The organism is Marinobacter sp. L-13, from assembly GCF_056857715.1.
In genome coordinates, this window is record NZ_JBSXNQ010000060.1 from 34,324 (window position 1) to 57,688 (window position 23,365).

Sequence of the window (23,365 nt, forward strand, 5' to 3'; positions counted from 1 at the left end):
AAAACATATAGTTGTTTTGATTTTTGCGAATTTCTATTTAAAAAATTAATTAGTAATGCCAAGTGCAATAGGGTGAATTATTGGGCGGCAAGTTTTCTGCCGTTTCAGACCGGTATTTGATGATGTGAGAGTGCTCCTTTAATGCGACTAGGAGCACCCTAAATTGATCGGAGATGGCTTCTAGAGGATATCCAGCTTCGGCAGATTCCTGACAATCTCCTGGGTTCTGAGGCTGACCGTAATCACCCGCAGGAACAGCTCAAGCGGGTACCGTGGATTCCCCATGGTTTCGATCGCCCAGTCGTTTGCATCGTTGACGATGCCAGACTTTTTATCGGTGGTGACCGCCTGACGTTCCATCACCCACTCCAGGGCCGGCTTACCGTTTACGACGTAGTCGTAGGCTTCTTCCGGAATATTTTCGATGGTGATTTTACCGTTGTAGATGACCTTGGATTTATCACCTCGCTTGGCGAATTTCATTTTGGTCACCCTGAAGTCGGCATCTTGCCCACCTTTGACGCCCTGAGCCGTTACTCGCAACCCCAGCTGTCCAGAAAGTTTGGCCTCGGTGTTCAGATCAACGCTTTCGTACTGCAGGTGCAGGCCGGCCAAGTCACGGCCTGCCTGAGCAAAGGCCGCGAAGTCTTCATATCGTTTCATTCGGGGAATGCGTGGCAGCTGCTTTATTAGGTTGTCGGTGTAGCGCTCGCGGTACTCCTCGCTGTGCAGCAAGCCGTATATATAATAAAAGATGTCTTCCTTGGTGATGGTGGATCCAGGGTAAGCAGATTGAAAATGGTCCAGTGCGTCGTTTGTGATGGCATCTCTCTGCTGGCCACATGCTTCATCTTCTTGATTGAGAAGATCTACCTTCTCCTCCGAAATATCATAGATATAAAGTGGAAAGCACTGAGAATCGCCAATTAAGTGAAGATCTGGAATTACATCGCTAATCAGGACTGAGAAATCTTTTGACCCTGCAAGCGATAGGCAGATAACTCGGTTTTCCGTACTTTCTTCTGGTTTAATTTGAGGGAACTTCCCCGGCCTGTGCATCAATTTCGGGTCGAAATACACCATCATTTTAGTAAATGGTCGATATAGTGACTTTCGTAGGTACTGGTCAGAAACACTAAAACGAATACCCTTGGCAACATCTTTGTAGTTGTCGCCGTACCACGAGAAGCTCGAAGTATCGACTTTTACAAAGTCCTTGAGCGGTATGCTTCCATCGTATTCTGATTCATACCTGTCCACCTCGGAGTTAAAGAAACTTACTGATTTTTTGATATTTTTTTTCAGGGTGGATTCGCTCGAATTGTAGTACCAAGCATCGCCTCTGGCTTGTAGGCCACTGGAAAATATCCCGAAAATTGTTGAGGATACTTTATCTTTTTTATCACCCATTTTGATGTAGGTATCAAAAAACGGATCACGCTGATTCAACCAGTCTCCAAACGCATCAGGCTCGATCGCTTGCCAGCCTACTTGCTGACTGATTCCCAAAATACTACCAAACTCAGAAACCGTTTCGAGTTTCTGTTCGCGGGTCAGGTAATCCCCAATATCATGGAAGTAGATCTTGCCGTGCTCGGCAGATTGGGGATTTTTGACCAGGATGGATACGGCAATAGGCGTGCGAGTGCCTTGTCCGAATACGTTGTCTTTTTCTTTTCGACGTCGCTCGCCTGAGGTTCGTGCATTACCTCGCAAATGGAAGACGTAAAGGTTACTGAACTCTTCAACCAGGCACTTACGAAGCCCATCAGCAGTGTTGGCCTCGATGAACCCACCATTGGTCACAAATCCGATCACACCACGATCTTTGATGCGATCGGATGACCATCGAATAGCCCGTATGTATGAGTCATAGAGCGCATTCTTATTCGTGGCAGATGACCTGGCGGCATAGGTACTGCGAATTCGTTCATCCAGTTTTGGATATTGAACATTGGCATTGTTATCGTTGGCTGACTCTTGCCCTGATGAATAGGGCGGATTGCCAATAATTACGCGAATATCAAGCTCCTGTTGGCGCTTACGCCGAGCACTGTTCTCTTCCAGAAGCTCATCAACCAGGTCAGCTTTTTCGCCCATCTGGAAGGTATCGGTCAGACAGATACCATTGAATGGCTCATATTCTGGCTCAAAGATCAGGTCATCATTTTCGCCACTAAGATTGCCCGTCAGGATGCCGTGGTAGGTTGCCTCAATGTTGATCGCCGCAATGTAGTAGGCTAGAAGGACTAGCTCGTTGGCATGGATCTCGTTTTTGTATTTCTCGGGGAGTCGATCTGGCGGGATAATGCCACTTTGCAGCAAACGAGTGATGAACGTACCCGTGCCGGTGAAGGGGTCCAGAATATGGACATTCTTATCGGCCATGCTGGTTTTGAATTCGGTTTTCAGAACGTCTTCCACTGAGTGGAGGATGAAGTCGACAACCTCGATGGGGGTGTACACGATACCCAGGCGATCCGTCATCCGAGGAAACGCGTTTCGGAAGAACTTGTCGTAGAGCTCCACGATGATTCGTTGCTTGCCTTCCGCGCTGTTGATGCCTTCGGCCCGAAGCTTTACCGATTCGTAGAAAGACTCCAGTGTGCTGCGCTCCTTGTCCAGGCTATGTTCATGCAGTTTATCCAAAACTTGCTGCATCGCCTGGGACATGGGGTTATGTTTGGCAAAACTATATTCTTCGAACAACGCATCAAAAACGGGCTTGGTGATCAGGTGCTGGGCCAGCATTTCGATGATTTCTTCATCTGGAATGCTGTTGTTCAGGTCGTCGCGTAGCTCATTTGCAAATGCATTGAACGCGGCAATTTCCTCAACGTGGCTGTCATCCTCCAATATCGCCCTGATCCGGTCGATATGGGTGTTGGCGATCTTGGCAATATCATTTGCCCAGTCTTCCCAGTGGTGCCTGTTGCCACATTTCTTAACGATTTTGGCGTAAAGCGCACGCTCAATATCGCCGACCTCGAACACCAGCTCTGCCTGCTGATGATTCGGGTTCGGGTCGTTAGACCCAATCGAACGTCCACCCTTGGCACGACTGGCTTTACGCTCTTTGGTCGATTTTTTAGTGGCTTTTGGCGTCACCTTGTCTGCAACTGCCACGACCTCCATCTTGCTGGGCATACTGCCGTTGAATTCCAGCTTGTTGATCATGGCGTCAAAGCGGTCATCGTGTGACCGAAGGGCGTTTAGAACCTGCCAAACCACGCGGTAGGTTTCGTTATTATTAAGGGCTTCTTCGGGCTCAACGCCCGCGGGAATAACGACCGGCAGAATCACGTACCCCAGGTCTTTTTCCGGAGCCAGGCGCATCACCCGGCCAACGGACTGCACCACATCCACTTGAGAGGATCTTGGTGTCAGGAATAGCACGGCATCCAGTGCGGGGACATCAACCCCTTCTGACAAGCAGCGCACATTCGAGAGAATACGGCAGGTATTGTCCTCCGTAGTGGCCTTCAACCATTCCAGTTTGGCTTCCTTTTCACTGGCGTTCATGCCACCGTCGACATGTTCGGCCTCGCAGGTCATGGTCAACGCCTGATCAAGCGTGGCATCAGGATCTTTGTCGCGGAGCGCTGCTATTTCGGCTTCCTGATACTGCGACACTACTGCACCAAACATCTCAGAGATCAGCTTCGAGCTGACCTTGTGGTTTTTGCCCTTGTATTCCTTTTCGATGACCTGGCAAAAAGCGACCGCTCGCTTCATGGGATCGGGCTCTTGCCCCATGGTTTCAACCAAGCCCTGTTTCGATAAGGCTTTCCAGCAACCCACGATCTTTGCGGCATCATCCACTTTGAGTGAGTTGTCGGCGTCTTTCAGAAGGCTCTGCAGGCGCCGGTTGACGTGAGTTTCCTCAACAGCGAGGACAATCACCTTGTAATCGACGAGCAGCTTGCGGGCCACGGCTTCGGAGAATGTGATGACATACAGTTCCTCTCCGTATAGCGACTTGTCGTCCATTGAGCATAGTGTGACGTTCTCGGTGCTCTTGGCATCGTCTCCATAGATGCGGGGGGTTGCTGTCATGTAGAGGCGTTTTTTGCCCTGGATGTAGCTGTTGTCATGGACTCGAACAAAAGCTGATTCTTCCTCACCGTCAAAAGTTGCACCGGTGGTTCGGTGCGCCTCGTCGCAGACGATTAGGTCAAAGGCCGGGATCGGGTTGGCTCCAGTGGTCTGAGCCTCGTTCAGAACCCCAATGGAGTGATAGGTGGAGAACACAACAGTCATAGCGTCACCGCTGTGGTGATCTGCCATGTGTTTCTGCAGTGAAGCCGCGTTGGTGGTGGCTGGATATTGCAGGTCACTGATGCCGGCAATCACTCGGTCATCATCTTTACCGCGCCGCTTCCCGACATCGCTATCTGAGCAGACCGCAAAGCTTTTCAGGGGGATCGCTGATTCCTGAGTCCACTCGGTGAGTGTCTGACCAAGTAGAGAGAGGCTGGGGACAAGGAAAAGTACCCGTTTACCTTTACCAGCCATTGTTTCGGCTATCTTCAACGAAGTGAACGTCTTGCCTGTGCCACAGGCCATAATCAGCTTGCCGCGATCAGCGGTCTTCAGCCCGCTCACTGCAGCGTTAAGAGCATCAACCTGGTGCTCACGGAGTTGCTTCTGAGCCTTGAGGACTGGCTTTGTATCCTCATGATACTGCGACCAGTCGATGACACTGTTTTCCAAGTTATGGAGGTCAATTCGGGACACGGGTGGGTGCTGATTCTCCAGGGAGTCCTGGGCATTGCCCGTCCACTTATCCGTCGTTGTGACAATGATCCGGTGACTGAAGTAGGTTTTGCCGGAGGCTGTGAAGAAACTGTCGATGTCGCTTTTGCCGATCGTGTGGTCTGGTGAATAGTTCTTGCACTGAATTGCATGGAACTCGCCATCGGTGGTGATGGCTACTAGGTCGATACCGGTATCTTTCTTCGTGCTGATGCCAAGGTTTGTGCCGTATCGGTCAACCCAGTCGGAGTAGGACAGCACCTCAGAATATTGTTCTTTATAGAAGGGCTCCGTTTTGAAGTATTGAACCATCAGGTTCTCGAAGCTGGTTCCCTTGTCACGCTCTGTCAGCGTCATTTCTCTGAACTGCGACAGTATTCTTTGGAGGGCTGTCATCATCATTCCTTGGTCAATTGTTTTCATCCGCAGTCTAGGACTACGGCTTCTGGAATCTTTGCGGTAAAAATACCAGTTAGTTAGCACACAAGCTAAATAGGGTGCCCATTACGCCGAAGTGAAGCGTTGAGCGTGGTCCGACTAATCCCAAAGTGCTGAGCCACCTCGGTCTTGGTGATCTTCGGGTCCAATAACATTGCGGCAGCTTTCTGTGTGTCCGTCTTTGACAACGAGGGCTTCCGACCGCCCTTACGCCCCCTGGCCCGGGCAGCCTCCAATCCAGCCATCGTCCGTTCCCGAATCAGATCATGCTCAAATTCAGCCAGAGCCCCGAAAATATGAAACACCAAGCGGCCACCTGAACTGGTAGTGTCGATGGATTCCGTCAGGGACTTAAACCCGATGCCGCGATCCTGGAGGTCCTGAACAATCTCCACCAGGTCCTTCAATGATCGAGCGAGGCGATCCAGCTTCCACACGACCAAGACATCGCCCGGTCGGAGCATACGGAGGCACTGCGACAACTCGGGTCGCTCACGTAAGGTTCCGGTAAATTTTTCCTGGAAGACCTGTTCGGCCCCGGCTTTCTTCAGGGCATCCACTTGGAGTTCGGGATTTTGGTCGTTAGTGCTGACACGCGCATAACCTATGATCATAAAAGGCACCTTTTCTGCTCATAGATTGTTGTACGTAATTGTTGGACATTAAACAAGCCGAAATCGGGTATTTTTGAGGGTTAGCCTTAAGCGTCCAACAAACGACCGCTTCCCCAACAAACACCCAACGTGAACCAATTTGTCGCTTCTCGTGCTTCGCCTGAGAGTAGCACTTCTGCTTGAGCTACCGGTAATGCCATTGCTGGTAGTGCATCCCCAGTGCCGCGCGGTGCTCAGTCATTGATTCTCCATAACCCAGCGTGAAGCCCTGGTTATGGTTGGTGCTATGGATTGTGGTGTCGACTGGAAGGAATGGGAAGCGTTCCCGGTTTGGGTGACGATTCCGATCCTAGTGGTTGCGCCGGTCTTTTCTATTTCCTGGTGGGTTCGATGAAACCAGCTAGCTATCAGCGGAGATAACCTCCACATCGCCTACCGGCTCCAAGTTATGAGTACTCCGTACGGGCTCGCACACCAACGGTGCAGAAATATGCGTTCGCATCAGCCCCCGAAACGCATCCGTCTCGTGAAACTCCGGATCCAGCCACAGATCAAACTCCTCTGGCCGCAGCATCAGCGGAATGCTTTTCGGGTGGATATGGCTGAACCTCGGGTGCGGCGGCAGTGTGATGACGGTGAAGGAATTCACCTGCTCCTCCCCGAAGTGCCAGGATTGCCATAACCCCGCAAGTGCCGTGGCTTCATTCTGCGGGTGAATGTTGTAGACCTGCTTACCTTTCCATTCGTGAAATGCGCTAACTGGAATAATGCAACGCTTGGTCGGATACACCTTTTTCCATAACGGACTGCTGGTCAGCCGATCGCTGCGGGCATTGAAGGTGTGAAATTTCGGGTTGGGCCGGAAGCCATAGCCGTTCGGGTTTGGCTCGATCAATAGCGACCAGATACCTGGTAGCAGATACCGGTCATCCGCTGCGTCTATGACAAACTCACCGATTCCGCCCGGAGGAACGTTGTGCTGAGGCCTGGGTGCGACACCGGGTAGCCCCAATTGTTCCATCAGCGTTTGGACTTCCGGAGAGTCGGTTACGTTGTACCGTCCGCACATAAATAAATCCTTGCCCGACCTATCTGACGCAGTGTAGCCAAAATCCAAGGGCGCTCTAGGCCCAGGCTTGAGGCGAATTCGCAGTTACCAGGCTTAGTGCAGGACATGCTTACCTCATACACTGTTTTAATGTACAGTATTTTGGCGAGACAACACGAGTGGATCAACCCATCGCCGGACACAATGTCCTATACTCGGACTAATGCAGCTGCCTAGAAGGCGGGAGAAGTCTGTATGAAAAGCGTGATACTGATGTTTGTTGGTGGCTTGGTCGGCGGCCTGATCGGACCGGTGACAGCGTTGGTCGGTGTGGCAGCCGGCTACGTGGTAGGCCGCGCCCTGACGCTCTCAGGAGTTACCCGGAAGCCTGCTGAGAATCAAGCTCCCTGTCGGTGAGGCCTCAATATAAACCGTATTTCCTGATCCTTTTGGCGTAACAGGTGACCTCGGGGGCAGCTCCAGATATCTGTCCACCAGAAATAGGCCCTGCCGGCCTGGACTTCGTTTGCCCTCGCGATCGCAATGTCTTGGACTTCATGACCGCATTCCGGGCAATACACCGTAGCGGTTCCATCGGTCACCCAGCCATTAATCCGCTTTTCAACGAGGCCGAAATGGCCGCCCGGTAACCGACTCACCTTGCGGGTGTCGAAGGTCGAGTTCGCTAGCCAGATCGGCAGAGCCTCCCTCGCCGCTTGGGCACTGACGTTTTGAATCACCGTTTTCTCGGCGTCTTCCCTGGCCCAGGCCAACAACACTCTTGCAGGCACCGTAACATCGCAGAAAAAACCCTCTTCCTGGTCCTCGCTGGTGGCTACCAGTATTTGCCCTTCACATCTGGGAAGTTTCTCAAGATGCTCTTGAATCAAGACCTTCAGCTCGCTTTGGCGTTCTTCAGCGGCAAGCTGACGGCGATACGCCCGAGAAAACAGTTTTTTTTAGATAGTGCGGAATGGAGTTCATAGTTACCCGATTACGGCCAAGCTCCTCGCTTTGGTACATCGCGCTGTCAGCGCGGCTAACCGCTGCTGCAATATTCTTTCAATCCTACTTGATTGATCAAGACTGGGCGTACGTTAACGAGGGGCTGCGGAGAATCCCGTAGCCATCCAGAGCGGGTATATGAACCTGGATGTGGTGAGTTTGGGTTTCCTGGACAAGACCCTTTTCATCACTCCACCTGATCCCCCGTTGATAAGCTCGCTGGCCAGAAACCTCAGGCAGGGCGAACAATGATCTCTAAGCAGCGTGTGGCTCTTATCCTCCTACTGGAGGGTCTCGCCAGTTCTGGCGTACAAATGGTCACTATCCGCCAGACGGTGGCGTTTGTCGGCAGTTCCGTGCTTTGCACCTCTATTATCATCAGTTGCTTTTTAGCGGCCCTGGCGCTTGGCTATTATCAGGGCGGGAAAACGGCACCTGAAAAATTTACCAGAGCCCTGTTGGTGAATCTCATTGTTGCCATCGGATTGTTCGGCATCGGTCTCTCCTACCCGTTTGTCAGCTGGTATTTTCTGACGGTCGCAGACATTACTGCGGGCATCCCGGGACTCCGCAATCCCCTGATCCATCTGCTGAGTTTCTGTGTGGTCATCATGGGACCACTGGTTTTCTTACTCGGACAGACAGTTCCCCTGCTACTCAACACAGCAGACCAAAACACTCGAAAAAGTGAAGCGGCCGGCAGCGCCACGGCTTTGAGCACGATCGGTAATGTTGTTGGCTGCCTGCTAACCTCTTTGGTGCTGATGTACTTTCTTGGCGTGGGCTATTCCATCGTCATTAATTGCGCAATTCTGGCTATTTGCGCTGTATTGGTGATCAGTCCCGAGCGATCACCCTTGAAATCCGCCCTGCTGGGCGTCGCCGCAATCTCACTCGCCATCACATTTGTTGCCAACGTGCGTATCCCGGGCCAGCTGTTTGCTGCGACCACCCCGTACAGCGATATTCATATTGCGCAGGATGCCGAAGGCAAGCGATTAATCATCAACCGCAGCTCCGCCTCATACATTGGCAGGGAGAATCGCGAAGGCTGGCCCTATATTGAGATGATGAAACAGGCCATTTTCTCTGATGATGTGACCGGAAAGAACATCCTCGTATTGGGCGCCGGCGGGTTCACTTTGTCGGCAGAAACAACCGGTGGTGCTCGCTTTACCTACCTCGACATTGATCCAAAGCTGAAATCGGTGGTTGAGGAGGACTTTCTGGAGGAAAAGATTCAGGGGGACTTCATTGCTCAAGATGCCCGAGCCTATTTGCTGACCAGTAAGCGGCAATGGGATGTCATCGTCGTGGATCTTTACACGAACGCCGCCACCATCCCGATGCATACGGCCACCTTTGAATTTTTTTCGCTCGTATCCGAACGCCTGTTACCTGACGGCAAAGCCATTCTGAATATCGCGGCCAACCCCAGGCTGACGGATCAATATTCCCTGACTATGGATAACACGGTTCGCCGGGCGTTTTCCCGGTGCGTGACAGACATCACTGGCTACCGGGATGGACTGGAGAATCTGGTGTACCTATGCGGAAAGCCGTCCAGCAAAGACCCAGTTGCGGGTTTGTATCGAGATGATACAACCAGAGTAACGGTAGACGGATATTTGTCTGCACTGAATGGCACGACCGGGCAGGACTGAACATGGGGAAGAATCAGCCTCAGCAACGAACAGAGTGGATTTCGGCTTCTGACGTCGGACGCACCGTTTTCTGCCCGCATTCTGTGGCGCTCAAATATCAGGATGCCACGCCAACCAAGCAGGCTGTCCTGGCCCGGCAGAAGGGTGACTTAAAGCATGAGGCATTGAACCGGCAGGCTCGACAGGACAGGCGCTGCTACGTGGCGTCATATCTTTATGGCGTGGATGATCCACGAACCAATGTTCTCCGAAAGTTTCGAGATGACGCGATATTAAAGTGGCCCGGAGGAGCCCTGCTCGTCAGGCTCTATTATCGACTGTCCCCACTGGCCATTCACTTGAGCCAGTCATCGCCCAGGATTACAGGCATTTTGCGCTTCCTGGTGGATCGACTGGTGTGCTGGTGCTCCCGAAGAGGGAATCAGTCATGACAGGTTTTCTTGCCTCGGCACTGCTTTTATTCGCTATCGCAGTCGTCATTCTCTGGCACCGTCTCAAACGTTCAGATGCGCTTGGCATTGATGGCCGTTTAATCTGGGTCGACGACGGACGGCGTACCAAGCCGTTTTTTAACGCCAGGTACAAGGTGTTCGGCAAACCGGATCTGCTCTATCGCGTGAACGGCGGTGTTCTGGCGGTCGAATACAAAAGCCGGAATGGCCCGATCTTTGAGAGTGACATCGTGCAGGCAAAATGCGCCGCATTGTCCGCAAGGGGCGATCAGTACAAAGTCTCCAGAATCCTAGTCAAAACAGGACAGGCCGAGAAATACATTACCCTGCCCCGCTCTGACCGAGCCCTGTACCGGGAGATTGAATCCGCAACGATTCTGGCCAGAAAAGCAAAAAATGGCGAGGCGGTACCCTGTCTGCCGGCGCCCCAGAAATGCCGTTCCTGTGCCTACCGGGACCATTGTCGGGAATCTGCAGGTAATTAAGACATACACCGAGCAATGCTCTTCAATACCGGCCAACCGCGGCTCCGACCGAACTCAGCGATTTTGGTACTCTGAAATCTCCTGCTTCAGGCTGGCATACCATCCGAGCAAATCATCCTCGGTGACCTCACCCTGGGTTTGCTCACTGGCCTTTTGACGCTCGATCTGGGCGCGTTGTTCAGCATACACATCGTGAAGTGCTTCAACCGAGATGTTGTAGCCTTCATGCTCGTTGAGTTGTTTACGAAGCGCTTTGAAGGCAGAAGGGCCAACCGGATGTTTGCGCTTCATTTCAATATCTTTAGGCCGAATATCGAAAACCTCACCCCAATGGTCGACCGCTTGCTCCCAGGCTTGGGATAAGGTGCAGTCTTTTGTGATGAAGAAGCGGACTGGATTTCCGGGCTCATTCACGGAGAAATAACACCGCTCCTGATCAATCCGTTCCCCGGTAGTGATCCCCATCGTGATACCCCGGAACCCCACACCACGGCATGGGCGCGTGTTTGGGTGATTCGTTTTTAAGGCATCGATGTATTTCAAAGCCGCCGAGCGGGCAGACCAACGGGCATCGTAATAACGCGCTCGTGTTTCCTGATAGCGATGCCAGAATTCATTTGGAATCGCAGACGCTGGAGGAATCAGGCTGAAGTACTTTTGGTAGCGCTTACCTCTTAGTGTCGCTGTCACCTGCCAGCCGTGAAAACCAGAGGATAGCTGGCCTTTCTCATAGAAATGGATGGCCATAGGTCGGTATCAGACCTCCGTTTTGGTTAGTGGAAAATTGCACAAATGCGTCTTACTTCTGAAAGCAGTCCGCCAAGTACCAGGAATACGACTCACCCCAGCATTCAGTTTCCCATCAGCGAGGCCCTTTCTCCGCCGGGTCGCCCTCGACTAAAAAAGGATGCAACGTCGTGCGGCGGGCTCAAACAACCAGGAGAACCATTTCTGACTCACTGAGTTTCCCGGCTCAAGGTAAGAACGCCTGATTGCTGAGTGAAGTTCAGCTGGCTGAGGACGCTCATTCCCAACAACACCATGTCGGGATCCATGGCGGGACTGATGGTGCCGGGCACGTTAGTGAACCTCATATCGCCCAGACGGAGCTCCGGTATGATAGTACTCCACACTTTCACCTTACCAGCCGCCGTCTGTGCAACGCCGGGGCGGCCCCGAGTAAGGCCCGCTTTCTGGGCTACCGATTCTGAAATCGACACGGTAGTGGCGCCAGTGTCCAGAATAAAGGTGACGCTGTGGTTATTGATGGAGCCGTCCACCAGGTAATGCCCTTGGCGGTTGGCTTTCAGCTCAATTTCGGTGGCACCGCCACGGACATGGCTGACCAGTTGCTGATTGGGGTTGTTATTGCGGGCATCCACTCGGTCGAATAAATATGTCACAACACCGATCAATACAGCCCAAAAAACAGCAAAGTAAAGAATGTATCTGATTTCGGGTCTGATGGCACCGGGTTTACTCATCCCATTCCTTGCTGTGAATCCGCGACAGGCTGTTTTCTATTCTAACCCATCCTGAATTCCGGAACAGCCGGCCAACACGACGATGAATTCGAATCAGTATCCGTAAAGTACGGGCCACCAGAGCCGCACATAAATCACGGTTGTTCTGTCGCCCCTCCTCCTCGCGTACGAAAGGATCACGCAGAATCTGCAACGGCGCTCAGTTCAACTGCAGGCTGAGCTGGTGGGAGTCGCACTTTTCGGGCTCATTATCTAAACAAGCCACAATCAAGAGCTCCACTGTTTTAGGAATGACATTCAGAAACTCTGTGATATCCACCACATGACTTTCAAGCCCCCGTTCCCGCCCAGCCGGTAAGCTTGAGCAGACAAGCTCATTTCTATTGTCAGGGGCATAGTCACACCGGAAAGATGCAAACTGACCACAGGCTGCCTGTTCTGAGGAGGGAAAAACACACTGAACCGAAAACAGCTCTACGTCGTCTTCCACCTGGAACGCGCCGTCCTCACTCAGATAAACAGACGCTGTATAGGGAAAGGTCTCATCGAACCCGGGAACAGAGAGGTCGTCATAGTAGACATCCGTATTCCAGGTCAGACTGATGATATCTCCCGGTGAGAACTGATTTTCCTGGTCTTCTGAGAACGCGGCCAGATTGAAAACACTCGGCTCCAGTGGTGAACCGGAAAACTCGAAAACAAGTTCCTTGTTTGCGTCAGTGTTGCCTGATGATGAGGATTTCTCGATAGCAGCCCCATCGCCCCCTCCCCCACCACAACCGAGGAGAAGAGACGTTGTGAGTCCTATTAACGCAAACTTAAGGTGGGGCATGGCAAGGCTCCTCAGAAAAAAATCCATGGTATGCCGGGACTGCGGGGAGTAAATCGAGAATAGGTCTTTCGTTGATGTCCCTTTAACGGTTGAAAAAGGGCCCTCTTTCGAGGGCCAACCTCACTCAACACCCACCACAGGATCCGCACACTCTCGATATGAGTAATGTCTCATGGGTTTTGAAACCCGCAACCCCAGGGGCAGGCCCGCCTCTATACAGAGTGTTGCCGCCGGGCCGCTTGGTCCTATACTGAGATAAGCGCAGTCGGATCCGTCAATCCTTTGAAGATCGCTTGGGTTTGGGCCTACCCCCGGCCGTGAGTGGTGTTATTGACAGCATATTTTGGCCGGCTCGACCAAGTTATGGTGACATAACCCTTAGTCGTGACCGCCGCTCTTAAACAAAAGCGAACATTCGTAGCGATGGCTGGAGTGATGATGGATGCGTCCATCCCCGGTAATGGCAAGTGGATTCCGCAGGCGATGACGGTGAATTATCTGGCGAGGACCAAAACAGATCTGCGTGCGATTGCAGCCGGAGACGGTATTGATTGGGATGGCGTCAAGCGTTTTTCTTAAGCTTGGCCGCCGCACCACCGGTGGTGAGATCCGCTGGCTCAACGTGACATTCGATGCGATGTGCTGAGCTCATCAGCCAGCTTTTTCAGGGCGTCAATTCGCCGAGCCGTTAAAACAAGGCTATCACCTTTCTTCGCGTATTCCTGGGCAAACACCTTGCCGAGACCACTTGAGGTGCCTGTGATGAGAGCCCATTACTTTATATCTCTCATACCGTCGGTTCTCCATGTGTCGGTTCGACTCCAGGCAACAACCAGATTTCAGGATTAGCGATCCATGACGAGCAGGGTCGACGTTGCGGACGCCAGAAGTCGGTCATTCCCATCAACAAGACGCACGCGCCTCCGCAAAGGCTGTGCGCCGGCCTATCGTGAGTACGGAACCGATGGCTCGCACCGTGCCGGTTTCGGCCGTCATGCCACGGTGGTAGGCGGTTTTGAGTTCCAGGGTCGTGTAAATCTGGTCAGCTCTGAATTTTGAGTGGACGGCACAGCCACAAGCGCTGTCGAGCAACGTTGCGGCAAATCCGCCGTGTATGCTGCCGATGGGGTTATAGGCACGAGGGCCCGGTTCGGCTTCGAAAACAGCGTGGCCGTCATCAATTTCGACAAGACGGAACTTGAGTGTTTCGCCAATCGGGGCGCCGTTGCCGTTAGACAGCATTGCCTGGAGTTGTTCGAGCCCTCTAAGATTGGGATGGATATTATTTACGTTCATAGAACCGCTCTCCTGAATCAATGAAAGGCCTATTTGTTAACGCGCTTGAGCAACAGAATGCTGCGCGTTTCCAACAAAGGCGACTTCAAATCATGCTGATGACAACTTTCCTTTGGCGTGACCGAATTCGACAAAGTTGAAAGCCTCTTTGTTCCAAGCGAAAAGAAACGTTCGATCGAACACCGGGCGAATCGAGTCGTCGCTCTCTTGTGGGGATCGATAACGAATGCCTTCATGAAAGTACACGGATCTGTTTGCGCCCGTGGCCCGGGGCAGAAGATTGCGCGCGGCATTTTAGTTCACAAACTCAAAACTGGCGCGCATTACCCCTTCCTTTTCAGCGTCTGGCTGCTACTGGAGGGCTTTTTCCACCCAGTCCAACCGATCCTGACCAAAGAACATTTCGTTCTCAACAAAGCAGGTAGGTGCGCCAAAAACGCCCCGAGAAACCGCTTCCTCTGTTGTCTGTTTAAGGCGTTCCTTCACCTCCGAGTTATTACAGAGGGTCAGCACTTCTGATGGATCAAACTCCGCATCACTGAGCACCTCAGACACAACCTCCGGGTCGTTAAGATTCTTCTTGTTCATCCAGAGAGCCGCAAAGATGGTGGAGAGGTAGTCCTGAAATCGTGGGCTGTGGAGGTAACCGGTAGCTCCACGCATCAGCTGGAGGGTATTGATCGGGAAGTGTGGATTGAACTCAAACCGTACGTCGTATGCTTTGGCGAAGCGATCAAAATCCACCGCTGTGTATCGCCCTTTGGCGGGAATAGTCATCGGGGACTGATTGCCAGTCGCCTTGAATACACCGCCCAAAAGCATGGGCTTCCAGTTGATCGTGGCGTTGTGCCGGTCTGCCAGAGCAGGCAACTGTGTCCAGGCAAGGTAGCTGGCAGGGCTGCCAACGTCGAAGTATACGTCGATGGTTTTGCTCATGATTTTGTCCTTCTCAGAAAGTTTCCATCCAGGGGCGCAGGTCCAGTTCGTGGGTCCAGGCGTCCCGGGGCTGGCAGTAGATTTGCCAGTACTGTTCTGCGATGTGCTCGGGATTGAGTATGCTGTCCTGCTCCTTTCGGGCGTACATGTCGGGGAAATTGTCCCGGATGAAGTCGGTATCAATTGCACCGTCGATAATCGGGTGGGCAACGTGAATGCCTTCAGGGCCAAGTTCTCTGGCCATACTCTGTGCCAGTGCGCGCAGGGCGAATTTGGCCCCTGAAAAAGCGCTGAAACCGCTGCCTCCGCGCAGTGAAGCGGTTGCGCCCGTAAATATGATGGTGCCTTTGTTTCGTGGCAGCATGGCTTTGGCGGCCTCTCGGCCGGCCAGAAAACCGGCTAGAGCGGCCATTTCCCAGACCTTCCTGTATACACGTTCAGTAGTCTCCGTGATCGAATAACGGACATTGGCGCCGATGTTGAAGACCATGACTTCAATGTTGCCAAACTGTTCCTCTATATGCTTGAACAGCTCAACCATGGCATCTTCGTCACGGGCGTCGCATCCAAACCCGTGAGCCTGCCCGCCGTCGGCTTCGATAGACTCCAATAGCGAGTCCAGTGCTTCGCGGCGACGGCGTGTAACCACGGTGATATAACCTTCCCGGGCAAACCGCTGGGCAATGGCCCCGCCGGTTGCATCGCCAGCACCAATAACGACCGCTACGGGAGGCCTTTTTTGTAATTCGTTCATGCCGCTTCTCCTGGGTTCTTTTTTGGAACCTGTCAAGTTATTCTTCCCGGGAGTATTGGGGAGGTGAGTTCTATGAAGTGGGAAGATCTAGACAAACAGCCATGTTCGTTGGCTCGAGCCCTGTCCGTTGTTGGAGACAGGTGGACCCTGGTGATTCTGCGAGATTGCTTTCTGGGTGTGCGACGTTTCGATAGCCTTGAAAAACGCCTGGGTATTACCCGCCACGTGCTGGCAGACCGCCTGAAGAAGTTGGTTGAACACGGTGTTCTGTACAGAACTCCCTATCAGCAGAAGCCGGTTCGGGAGGAATACCGGTTAACAGAGAAAGGGCTGGCACTTCACCCGGTTGTCATGGCGTTGGTTCATTGGGGTGACCAGCATATGGCAGACGAGCGTGGGGCGCCGATCGTTCACGTGCACAAGCATTGTGGTCAGTTCATGCAACCGGTCACGGTATGTTCTTCCTGCGGTGAGCCGGTGACTGCACGGGATATCCGGGTTGAGGTAGGTTCCGGATGGCAGGATCTTTCGAGTGAGTTGATACCTGAAAAAGACTGTTGCTAATCATGACGGATTTGCGGGGGAGCCCCATATTTACTGGGTTAGAGTTCAATTGGATAAAAACTCAATTTCTCCAAGGAAGTGCTGGTCTATCCGTCTGAATATCCGCTTCGCGACCAGAAGCAAGACACTTACAAGGACAGTTCCAGCTAAGAAACGCTGCCTCTGACTTGGGTTTATTAGTCTCTCCTGCAATTGTCGATGCGCTCAGCCCGTAATGCCCAGCTTTGACTCCACTGCTGCCTTTGCGTCCATGAGCGCTCGCAAGTAATTTTGCCTGTGCTTCTGAGCCCTAGACGTTGGAACAACAACGGTGATCGCGAAGTGGCCAAGGTAGGTATCCAGCTCGGTAGCGTAGGCGGCGACATCTTCCCGGTAAGTCTCCAGATCTTCGGCAATCCCGGTCACGCGGACCTGCTCGAGTTCTTCCAGTAGCGGTTGTCGGGCCGAGGGCGATAGGGTGCCTTGCTGTTCAGCCAGGTCTAGTAAGCGGACCACCGCTTTTTCCTCCATATTGGCGAGCAACGCCTTGCCAGGAGCGGTTGAATGAAATGGGACGCGGATAGTCCCCATCTGTGGTACGACCCTTAGCTCTCGTTCGGCAACAATACGATCAATAACCAGAACGCTGTCTCGTTCCCCCACGCAGAACACGACGGTTTCCTGGAGACTTGATGAGAGTTCCTCAAGAAAAGGTCGAGCGACCGAAAGCACATCGATGCGCGTGTAGTAGAGAAGGCGACCCAATTCCGGGCCAAGCCGATAACCGGTTCCGGAAACACCATGTTCGGCAAACCCCTCCGTTTCGAGTGCGCCGATGATACGTTGTACGGTGGATCGCGGCAGTCTCACCGTATTGGCCAGTTCACCCAGGCTAAGCCCCTCGGGGTGGTTACCCAAAACCCTCATTATTTTCGCTGCCCGTGCAATGACCTGTATTCCGGATCGGTGCTCTGAAGTGGAGGCTTGCTCCGAAGCTCTACTCATCAGGACGATTTTCCTCGAGTCTGTGGTTTGCCGACATTAAGTCCCCCAGCCCGGAGCATGTCAACCGAAACAGTGAATTCCTATGCGCAGTACTTTCCGATATTATTTCTGGATCACAGTGTGGGTACTATACCGCAATTCGATACAGCGTCTGATAACTACGGAGATATAAAATGACAGACTCCCCTTTCCATTTCCGCCGCGCCTGGCTGTTCTTGCCGCTGCTGGTCACTATCAGCTTCCTGGCCGGGTGTAGCAAACCGGATCCGGTGGCCCAAGGTCAGCGTCCGCCCCCAGAAGTCGGTGTGTACGAGGTTGCTGAGAAGCCCCTGCAGCTGGAATCAAAGTTGCCAGGCAGAACTCGCGCCTGGCGGACTGCGGAAGTTCGCCCGCAGGTAAATGGCATTATTGAAGAGCGACTGTTCGTTGAAGGCAGCGTAGTGGATGAGGGGGCAGTGCTTTACCAGATCGATGACGCTCCCTACCGGGCCGCTCTGGCCCGGGCCAATGCCAGCCTGACCAATGCCCGCAACCTGGCCAAGCGCTACGAAAACCTGGTGGGCACCCGTTCCATCAGTCAGCAGCAGTATGACGACGCCCTGGCTGCCCTGCGCAGCGCCGAGGCGGAATACGAAGCCGCCAGCATCAACATGAACTACACCCGGGTGAAAGCCCCGATCACCGGCAAGATCAGCCGTTCGCGAGTCAGCGAAGGCGCCCTGGTGACCAGCGGCCAGCAGCAGGAAATGGCCACCATCACCCAACTGGACCCGATCTACGTGGATATCGTGCAACCGGTCACCCGCCTCCTGGACCTGCAGAGCGCTATCGAAGCCGGACTGATTGAAGCCGATGAAAACGACGTTGTTGAAGTCTCGCTGGTGCTGGAGAACGGCCAGGACTATCCGCACACCGGTTTGCTGAAGTTCTCCGAAGTGGTGGTCGATGAGGGCACCGGCTCGGTCACCCTGCGGGCTGAATTCCCGAATCCGGATGGCAAGCTGCTGCCGGGTATGTTTGTGCGCGCGCTGGTGGAAGAAGGCACCCGCCCGAACGCCATCCTGGTGCCCCAGCAAGCGGTGTCACGCGATACCCGCGGCGTACCGACCGTCTGGGTGCTGGCCGAGGACAACACGGTAAGCGTCCGCCAGATTGAAACCGAGCGCACCGTGGGCAACGCCTGGCTGGTGCAAAAGGGGCTGCAGGCCGGTGAACAGGTGGTGACCGAGGGCGTTCAGCGCCTGGCGCCGGGCATTCCCGTGCAGCCGGCACCGGCAGCCAATGTCGACCTGAAAACCGAATTCGCAACCCAGGCCGAATAAGGAGCTCCGGACATGCCCCGATTTTTTATCGAACGCCCCATATTTGCCTGGGTCGTCGCCCTGATGCTGATGCTCGGCGGCGGACTGGCAGTAAAGAACCTCGCCGTTAACCAGTTTCCGGATGTCGCCCCGCCGGCGATTGCCTTGTCGGTGAATTACCCCGGCGCTTCCGCCCAGACCGTGCAGGACACGGTGGTCCAGGTGATCGAGCAACAGCTCAACGGCCTGGACGGCTTGCGCTACATCTCCTCCGAGAGCAACTCGGATGGCAGCATGACCATCATTGCCACCTTCGAACAGGGCACCGACCCAGACATCGCCCAGGTGCAGGTGCAAAACAAACTGCAGCTGGCCAACCCGCTGCTGCCCGAAGAAGTGCAGCGTCAAGGCATCCGGGTGTCTAAGTACAAGGTGAATTTCTTCACCGTATTTGCGCTGACCAGCCCTGATGGCAAGTACACCCAGGGCGACCTGGCCGATTACATCGTGTCCAATATCCAGGACCCGGTTGCGCGAACCCAGGGCGTCGGTGACTTTCTGCTGTTCGGCTCCCAGTACGCCATGCGCCTGTGGCTCGACCCGGAAAAACTCAACAGCTACCAGCTGACCCCGCAGGACGTGATCAATTCGGTGCGCGCCCAGAACGTGCAGGTCTCTGCCGGCCAGCTCGGTGGCCTGCCCACCGCAGAAGGCGTGCAGCTGCAGGCCACCGTTATCGGCAAGCAGCGCATGAAGACCGCCGAAGAATTCGAAAACATCCTGCTGAAAGTGAACCCGGACGGCTCCCAGGTGCGCCTGGCCGAGGTCGCCGAGGTGAATCTGGGCAACGAGAACTACGCCATCACCGGTAAATACAACGGCGCGCCGGCAGCCGGTATGGCCCTGCGCCTGGCCACCGGCGCCAACCAGCTGGAAACCGCTGGCCGGGTAAAAGAAACCCTGGCAGAACTGGAACGCTTTCTGCCTGAAGGCGTAGAGATCGTCTTCCCCTACGACACCACACCGGTCGTGTCGGCGTCTATCGAGACCGTCGCCATGACGCTGATCGAAGCCGTGGTGCTGGTGTTCCTGGTGATGTTCCTGTTCCTGCAAAGCTGGCGCGCCACCATCATTCCCACACTGGCGGTGCCGGTGGTTCTGCTGGCTACCTTTGGCGTACTGTACGCCTTTGGCTTCACCGTCAACGTGATGACCATGTTTGCCATGGTCCTGGCCATCGGTTTGCTGGTGGACGACGCCATCGTAGTGGTGGAAAACGTCGAGCGACTGATGGAAGAAGAGGGGCTGTCGCCCAAGGAAGCCGCCAAGAAATCCATGGACCAGATCTCCGGCGCACTGCTGGGCATCGGCCTGGTGATTTCGGCGGTGTTCCTGCCCATGGCCTTTTTTGGCGGCGCCACCGGGGTGATCTACCGGCAGTTCTCGGTCACCATCATCTCGGCAATGTCGTTCTCTGTGCTGGTGGCATTTATTTTCACCCCGGCCCTGTGCGCCACCTTGCTGAAACCCGGCGACCAGCACGTCAGGAAAGGCTTTTTCGGCTGGTTTAACCGCACCTTTGACCGCAGCGCAGACCGCTACAAATCAGGCGTCAGTTACCTGATCAAACGTAAGGGCCGCTTCATGGGCGTGTACCTGTTGCTGGTCGTGGCTGTGGGCTTCCTGTTCAAGGGCCTGCCCACCGCGTTCCTGCCGGACGAAGATCAGGGCGTGATGATTGTGATGGTGCAGCTGCCCACCAATGCCACGGGCGAGCGCACCGAAGCCGTACTGGCAGAAGCTGGAAATTATTTGCTGGAAGAAGAGTCCGAGGTGGTCAAGAGCGTGATGTCTGTGCGGGGCTTCAACTTCGCCGGCCGTGGCCAGAACTCCGGTATTCTGTTCGTGGACCTGAAGCCCTTTGCTGACCGGGAAAGCTTTGCCCAGAGCGTGTTCGCCCTCGCGGGTCGCTCCGGGGCAAGGTTCGCCCAGATCAAAGACGCCATCGTGTTCCCGATTGTGCCACCGGCCATTCTGGAGCTCGGCAACGCCACCGGCTTTGACCTCTACCTGAAAGACAACGGGGCTATCGGCCACCACGCCCTGATGGCCGCCACCAATGAGTTTATCAGCAGAGCCAATGCCGCGCCGGAGCTGAACATGGTGCGCCACAACGGCCTGCCGGACGAGCCCCAATACCAGGTGATCATCGATGACGAAAAAGCCCGGCTGTTGCAGGTGTCCATTGCCGACATCAATGCCACCATGTCTGCCGCCTGGGGTTCAAGCTATGTGAACGACTTCCTGCACAACGGCCGGGTGAAGAAAGTCTATGTGCAGGGCAAACCGGATTCACGACTGGCACCGGAAGACTTCGACAAATGGTTTGTGCGCAACGCCCAGGGTGAGATGGTGCCCTTTGCCGCCTTTGCCACTGGCGAGTGGGTGTTCGGTTCGCCGCGCCTGCAGCGGTATCAGGGCGTACCCGCTACGCAAATCCAGGGTGCTCCGGCTAACGGTTACAGTACCGGTGATGCCATGGCCGCACTGGAACGCATTGCCGCCGACCTGCCCCAGGGCCTGGGCCTGGAATACACCGGCCTGTCGTTCGAGGAAAAACAGGCCGGCAACCAGGCGATGATGCTGTATCTGCTGTCGATCCTGGTGGTGTTCCTGTGCCTGGCAGCCCTGTATGAAAGCTGGTCGATTCCGTTTGCGGTGATCATGCTGGTGCCACTGGGCGTGCTTGGCGCGGTCCTGGCCACCATGGCCAGAGGGCTGTCCAACGATGTGTTCTTCCAGGTGGGTATGCTGACCACCATGGGACTGGCCGCCAAGAACGCCATTCTGATCGTGGAATTTGCCCGACAGCTTTATGAGCAGGAAGGCAAGCCGCTGCTGCAGGCCACCGCCGAGGCCGCCCGCCTGCGCCTGCGTCCTATCATCATGACCTCGCTGGCGTTCATCTTCGGGGTACTGCCCATGGCCATCGCCAGTGGTGCCTCCAGCGCCAGCCAGCATGCCATCGGCACCGCGGTGGTCGGTGGCACCCTGGCTGCGACGCTCCTCGCCATCTTTTTCGTCCCCCTATTCTACGTTGTGGTTGCCGGCCTTGCCGCACGATGGAAAAAGACCGAATCGATCAAGGAGGCAGTATGATGATCGTCACCAACCGACTAGTACTGGCGTTCGTGAGTTCGGTCTTGCTTGCAGGGTGTTCGCTGACGCCTCAATACCAGCAGCCGGAACCACCAGTTCCGGCGCATTGGGACGTTAGCGAGCCAGACCTGAACGAGGAGCTGCATAACCTGGACCTCAGTTGGCAGGCGTTTTTCCCTGAGCCTGCATTGCAGGCGTTGATTTCGGCCTCCTTGGAGAACAATCAGGATATGCGAGTTGCCGCGCTGAATGTGGAGGTTCTGAGAGCCAGGTATCAGATCGAGCGTTCCGCGCTCTATCCAGGTTTGTCGATCGGGGTTGGAGCTGCCCGGCAGCGGGTTCCCGGCAATCTCTCAGTTTCAGGTTCCGATGAAATTTCAGAGCGGTATGACGCCAGCGTAGGTCTGACCAGTTATGAGATCGACTTTTTTGCAAAGACCCGTAATCTCTCGGCGGCGGCGCTTGAGAATTACCTGGCCACTGCACAGGCGAAACGCAGCTTTCAGACATCGCTGATTAGTGAGGTTGCCAATACCTATTTCTCCTGGCGCACCAACCGCAAACAGTTGGCACTTGCCCGGGCGACGCAGCGAAGCTTTGAACAGAACCTAGCCTTGATTCAACGTCGATATGACAGCGATGTGGCATCGGCACTGGAACTTACTCAGGCGGAGACGCTCGTGCACCAGGCACGAACCCAGGTTGCGCAGTTCGACAGACTTGCCCGGCAGGCGGTTAACGCGCTGGCCTTTTTCTCAGGCCACAACTTGCCGGAAGGTATGACCAGTTCATTGCCGGAATCGCCGCCGTTGAACATTGCGCCATTGGGTGCGGGATTGTCGTCCGACTTACTGAAACGCCGACCAGATATTCTGGAAGCGGAGCATAGGTTAAAAGCCGCCTATGCAGACATCGGAGCAGCTCGGGCCGCGTTTTTTCCCAGCATTACCCTGACGGCGAGTGCCGGCACCGCCAGTAGCGAGCTCAATGAGCTGTTTGGCGGCGGCAGTGGTAGCTGGTTGTTTGAGCCGCGAATCAATCTGCCAATTTTTACGGGCGGACGAAACAAGGCCAACCTGGAGGTTTCCGAGACTACCAAAAAGATTCGCCTCGCCGAATACAATCGCGCTATTCAGCAGGCGTTTCGTGAGGTGGCCGACAGCTTAGCCGCCCGCGACACCCTTCGGGACCAATTGAACGCGCAACAGGCGTTGGTTGACACTTTGGATGAGTACTATCAACTGGCCCAGAACCGCTACGATGCCGGTATAACCAGTTACCTTGCCGTTCTTGATGCCCAGCGTGAGCATTTTTCTGCCCGACAACAGCTTCTGTCTGACCGCTTCAATCAGCTATCCGCCGAGATTGAGTTGTTCCGATCGCTAGGTGGAGGTGTGGGCTCCGAGATCGCTCGGGTAGACCGGAGCAGAGCGCAATGAAGTGATTTACGAATTTAGTGAACCCCTGACCGAGGTGGAGAATTCAATAAGATAGATAGAGTCGTCTATCAAGTATGCGTTTTTAGTGCGGCTCTGATCGGCCAAAGTGTGACTGCAATAGCAATAGCCAGAGCAAGCGAAGGAAGTTAAGTTCT

At 54.3% G+C, this 23,365-nt stretch carries 21 protein-coding genes; 9 read left to right on the forward strand and 12 right to left on the reverse strand.

Annotated features, from left to right (window positions below; translation table 11 throughout):
- Positions 1-180: 180 nt before the first annotated feature.
- From AC13DD_RS14570 to AC13DD_RS14580, 3 genes are all read right to left on the reverse strand, one after another.
- On the reverse strand, positions 181-5,151 hold the full coding sequence (locus tag AC13DD_RS14570; protein ID WP_482931363.1) for a DEAD/DEAH box helicase: 4,971 nt from the start codon (positions 5,149-5,151) through the stop codon (positions 181-183).
- A gap of 92 nt (positions 5,152-5,243) precedes the next feature.
- Positions 5,244-5,807 carry a recombinase family protein gene (locus AC13DD_RS14575; RefSeq protein ID WP_418142103.1) on the reverse strand — a complete coding sequence of 188 codons (564 nt, stop codon included), beginning with the start codon at positions 5,805-5,807 and terminating at the stop codon, positions 5,244-5,246.
- A 400-nt stretch (positions 5,808-6,207) separates the two neighbouring features.
- Positions 6,208-6,876, reverse strand: coding sequence for an SOS response-associated peptidase (locus AC13DD_RS14580; protein ID WP_482931342.1), 669 nt, complete (start codon positions 6,874-6,876; stop codon positions 6,208-6,210).
- A gap of 234 nt (positions 6,877-7,110) precedes the next feature.
- Here AC13DD_RS14580 and AC13DD_RS14585 point away from each other — a divergent pair, with 234 nt between their 5' ends.
- Entirely contained in the window at positions 7,111-7,272 is a 162-nt protein-coding gene (locus tag AC13DD_RS14585; RefSeq protein ID WP_157680786.1) for a hypothetical protein, read from the forward strand.
- On the opposite strand, the gene AC13DD_RS14590 is transcribed toward AC13DD_RS14585, so the two are convergent.
- Positions 7,254-7,745 carry a hypothetical protein gene (locus tag AC13DD_RS14590; protein WP_202348387.1) on the reverse strand — a complete coding sequence of 164 codons (492 nt, stop codon included), beginning with the start codon at positions 7,743-7,745 and terminating at the stop codon, positions 7,254-7,256. The two genes, AC13DD_RS14585 and AC13DD_RS14590, sit on opposite strands and share 19 nt — an antisense overlap.
- Before the next feature lie 363 nt (positions 7,746-8,108).
- On the opposite strand from AC13DD_RS14590, the gene AC13DD_RS14595 reads away from it, so the two are divergent.
- The 3 genes from AC13DD_RS14595 to AC13DD_RS14605 are packed head-to-tail and all read left to right on the forward strand — an operon-like array spanning position 8,109 to position 10,461.
- The gene (locus tag AC13DD_RS14595) at positions 8,109-9,524 is read left to right on the forward strand and encodes a fused MFS/spermidine synthase (RefSeq protein WP_202348386.1); all 1,416 of its coding nucleotides are present in this window, start codon (positions 8,109-8,111) and stop codon (positions 9,522-9,524) included.
- A 2-nt stretch (positions 9,525-9,526) separates the two neighbouring features.
- Positions 9,527-9,955 carry a CFI-box-CTERM domain-containing protein gene (locus tag AC13DD_RS14600; RefSeq protein WP_482931343.1) on the forward strand — a complete coding sequence of 143 codons (429 nt, stop codon included), beginning with the start codon at positions 9,527-9,529 and terminating at the stop codon, positions 9,953-9,955.
- Complete coding sequence (locus AC13DD_RS14605; RefSeq protein ID WP_202348385.1) at positions 9,952-10,461, forward strand: PD-(D/E)XK nuclease family protein; 510 nt, start codon at positions 9,952-9,954, stop codon at positions 10,459-10,461. The genes AC13DD_RS14600 and AC13DD_RS14605 overlap by 4 nt, the downstream gene beginning before the upstream one ends.
- A gap of 54 nt (positions 10,462-10,515) precedes the next feature.
- Here the strand turns inward: AC13DD_RS14605 and AC13DD_RS14610 are convergent, their stop codons facing one another.
- The 3 genes from AC13DD_RS14610 to AC13DD_RS14620 form a co-directional block, all read right to left on the reverse strand.
- Positions 10,516-11,208 carry a hypothetical protein gene (locus AC13DD_RS14610; RefSeq protein WP_202348384.1) on the reverse strand — a complete coding sequence of 231 codons (693 nt, stop codon included), beginning with the start codon at positions 11,206-11,208 and terminating at the stop codon, positions 10,516-10,518.
- Positions 11,209-11,417: 209 nt separating this feature from the next.
- Positions 11,418-11,864: a retropepsin-like aspartic protease family protein gene (locus AC13DD_RS14615; RefSeq protein ID WP_482931344.1), complete on the reverse strand. Its 447-nt coding sequence runs from the start codon at positions 11,862-11,864 to the stop codon at positions 11,418-11,420.
- A 280-nt stretch (positions 11,865-12,144) separates the two neighbouring features.
- The gene (locus AC13DD_RS14620) at positions 12,145-12,777 is read right to left on the reverse strand and encodes a hypothetical protein (protein ID WP_138436188.1); all 633 of its coding nucleotides are present in this window, start codon (positions 12,775-12,777) and stop codon (positions 12,145-12,147) included.
- A gap of 435 nt (positions 12,778-13,212) precedes the next feature.
- Here AC13DD_RS14620 and AC13DD_RS14625 point away from each other — a divergent pair, with 435 nt between their 5' ends.
- On the forward strand, positions 13,213-13,356 hold the full coding sequence (locus tag AC13DD_RS14625) for a DUF4442 domain-containing protein (protein WP_482931364.1): 144 nt from the start codon (positions 13,213-13,215) through the stop codon (positions 13,354-13,356).
- Between the two features lie 38 nt (positions 13,357-13,394).
- On the opposite strand, the gene AC13DD_RS14630 is transcribed toward AC13DD_RS14625, so the two are convergent.
- The 4 genes from AC13DD_RS14630 to AC13DD_RS14645 form a co-directional block, all read right to left on the reverse strand.
- On the reverse strand, positions 13,395-13,541 hold the full coding sequence (locus tag AC13DD_RS14630; protein ID WP_482931365.1) for an SDR family NAD(P)-dependent oxidoreductase: 147 nt from the start codon (positions 13,539-13,541) through the stop codon (positions 13,395-13,397).
- A gap of 139 nt (positions 13,542-13,680) precedes the next feature.
- Positions 13,681-14,073 (reverse strand): PaaI family thioesterase, encoded by a 393-nt coding sequence (locus AC13DD_RS14635; RefSeq protein ID WP_482931345.1) that lies wholly within the window; start codon positions 14,071-14,073, stop codon positions 13,681-13,683.
- A 351-nt stretch (positions 14,074-14,424) separates the two neighbouring features.
- Positions 14,425-15,009, reverse strand: a complete 585-nt coding sequence (locus AC13DD_RS14640; RefSeq protein WP_482931346.1) for a 2-hydroxychromene-2-carboxylate isomerase — start codon at positions 15,007-15,009, stop codon at positions 14,425-14,427.
- 13 nt (positions 15,010-15,022) lie between these two features.
- A complete protein-coding gene (locus tag AC13DD_RS14645; RefSeq protein WP_482931347.1) occupies positions 15,023-15,763 on the reverse strand; it encodes an SDR family oxidoreductase in 741 nt (246 codons plus the stop codon).
- A 72-nt stretch (positions 15,764-15,835) separates the two neighbouring features.
- On the opposite strand from AC13DD_RS14645, the gene AC13DD_RS14650 reads away from it, so the two are divergent.
- Positions 15,836-16,327 (forward strand): winged helix-turn-helix transcriptional regulator, encoded by a 492-nt coding sequence (locus tag AC13DD_RS14650; protein WP_482931348.1) that lies wholly within the window; start codon positions 15,836-15,838, stop codon positions 16,325-16,327.
- A gap of 204 nt (positions 16,328-16,531) precedes the next feature.
- Here AC13DD_RS14650 and AC13DD_RS14655 read toward each other — a convergent pair whose 3' ends face one another.
- Complete coding sequence (locus AC13DD_RS14655; RefSeq protein WP_072678501.1) at positions 16,532-17,311, reverse strand: IclR family transcriptional regulator; 780 nt, start codon at positions 17,309-17,311, stop codon at positions 16,532-16,534.
- 173 nt (positions 17,312-17,484) lie between these two features.
- Between AC13DD_RS14655 and AC13DD_RS14660 the strand changes: the two genes are divergently transcribed.
- From AC13DD_RS14660 to AC13DD_RS14670, 3 genes are read left to right on the forward strand one after another with little or no spacing between them, the layout of a single operon-like run.
- Positions 17,485-18,633: an efflux RND transporter periplasmic adaptor subunit gene (locus AC13DD_RS14660; RefSeq protein WP_482931349.1), complete on the forward strand. Its 1,149-nt coding sequence runs from the start codon at positions 17,485-17,487 to the stop codon at positions 18,631-18,633.
- A 12-nt stretch (positions 18,634-18,645) separates the two neighbouring features.
- Entirely contained in the window at positions 18,646-21,771 is a 3,126-nt protein-coding gene (locus AC13DD_RS14665) for an efflux RND transporter permease subunit (RefSeq protein ID WP_482931350.1), read from the forward strand.
- Entirely contained in the window at positions 21,768-23,210 is a 1,443-nt protein-coding gene (locus tag AC13DD_RS14670; RefSeq protein ID WP_482931351.1) for an efflux transporter outer membrane subunit, read from the forward strand. Before AC13DD_RS14665 ends, AC13DD_RS14670 begins: the two co-directional genes overlap by 4 nt.
- Positions 23,211-23,365: the final 155 nt, after the last annotated feature.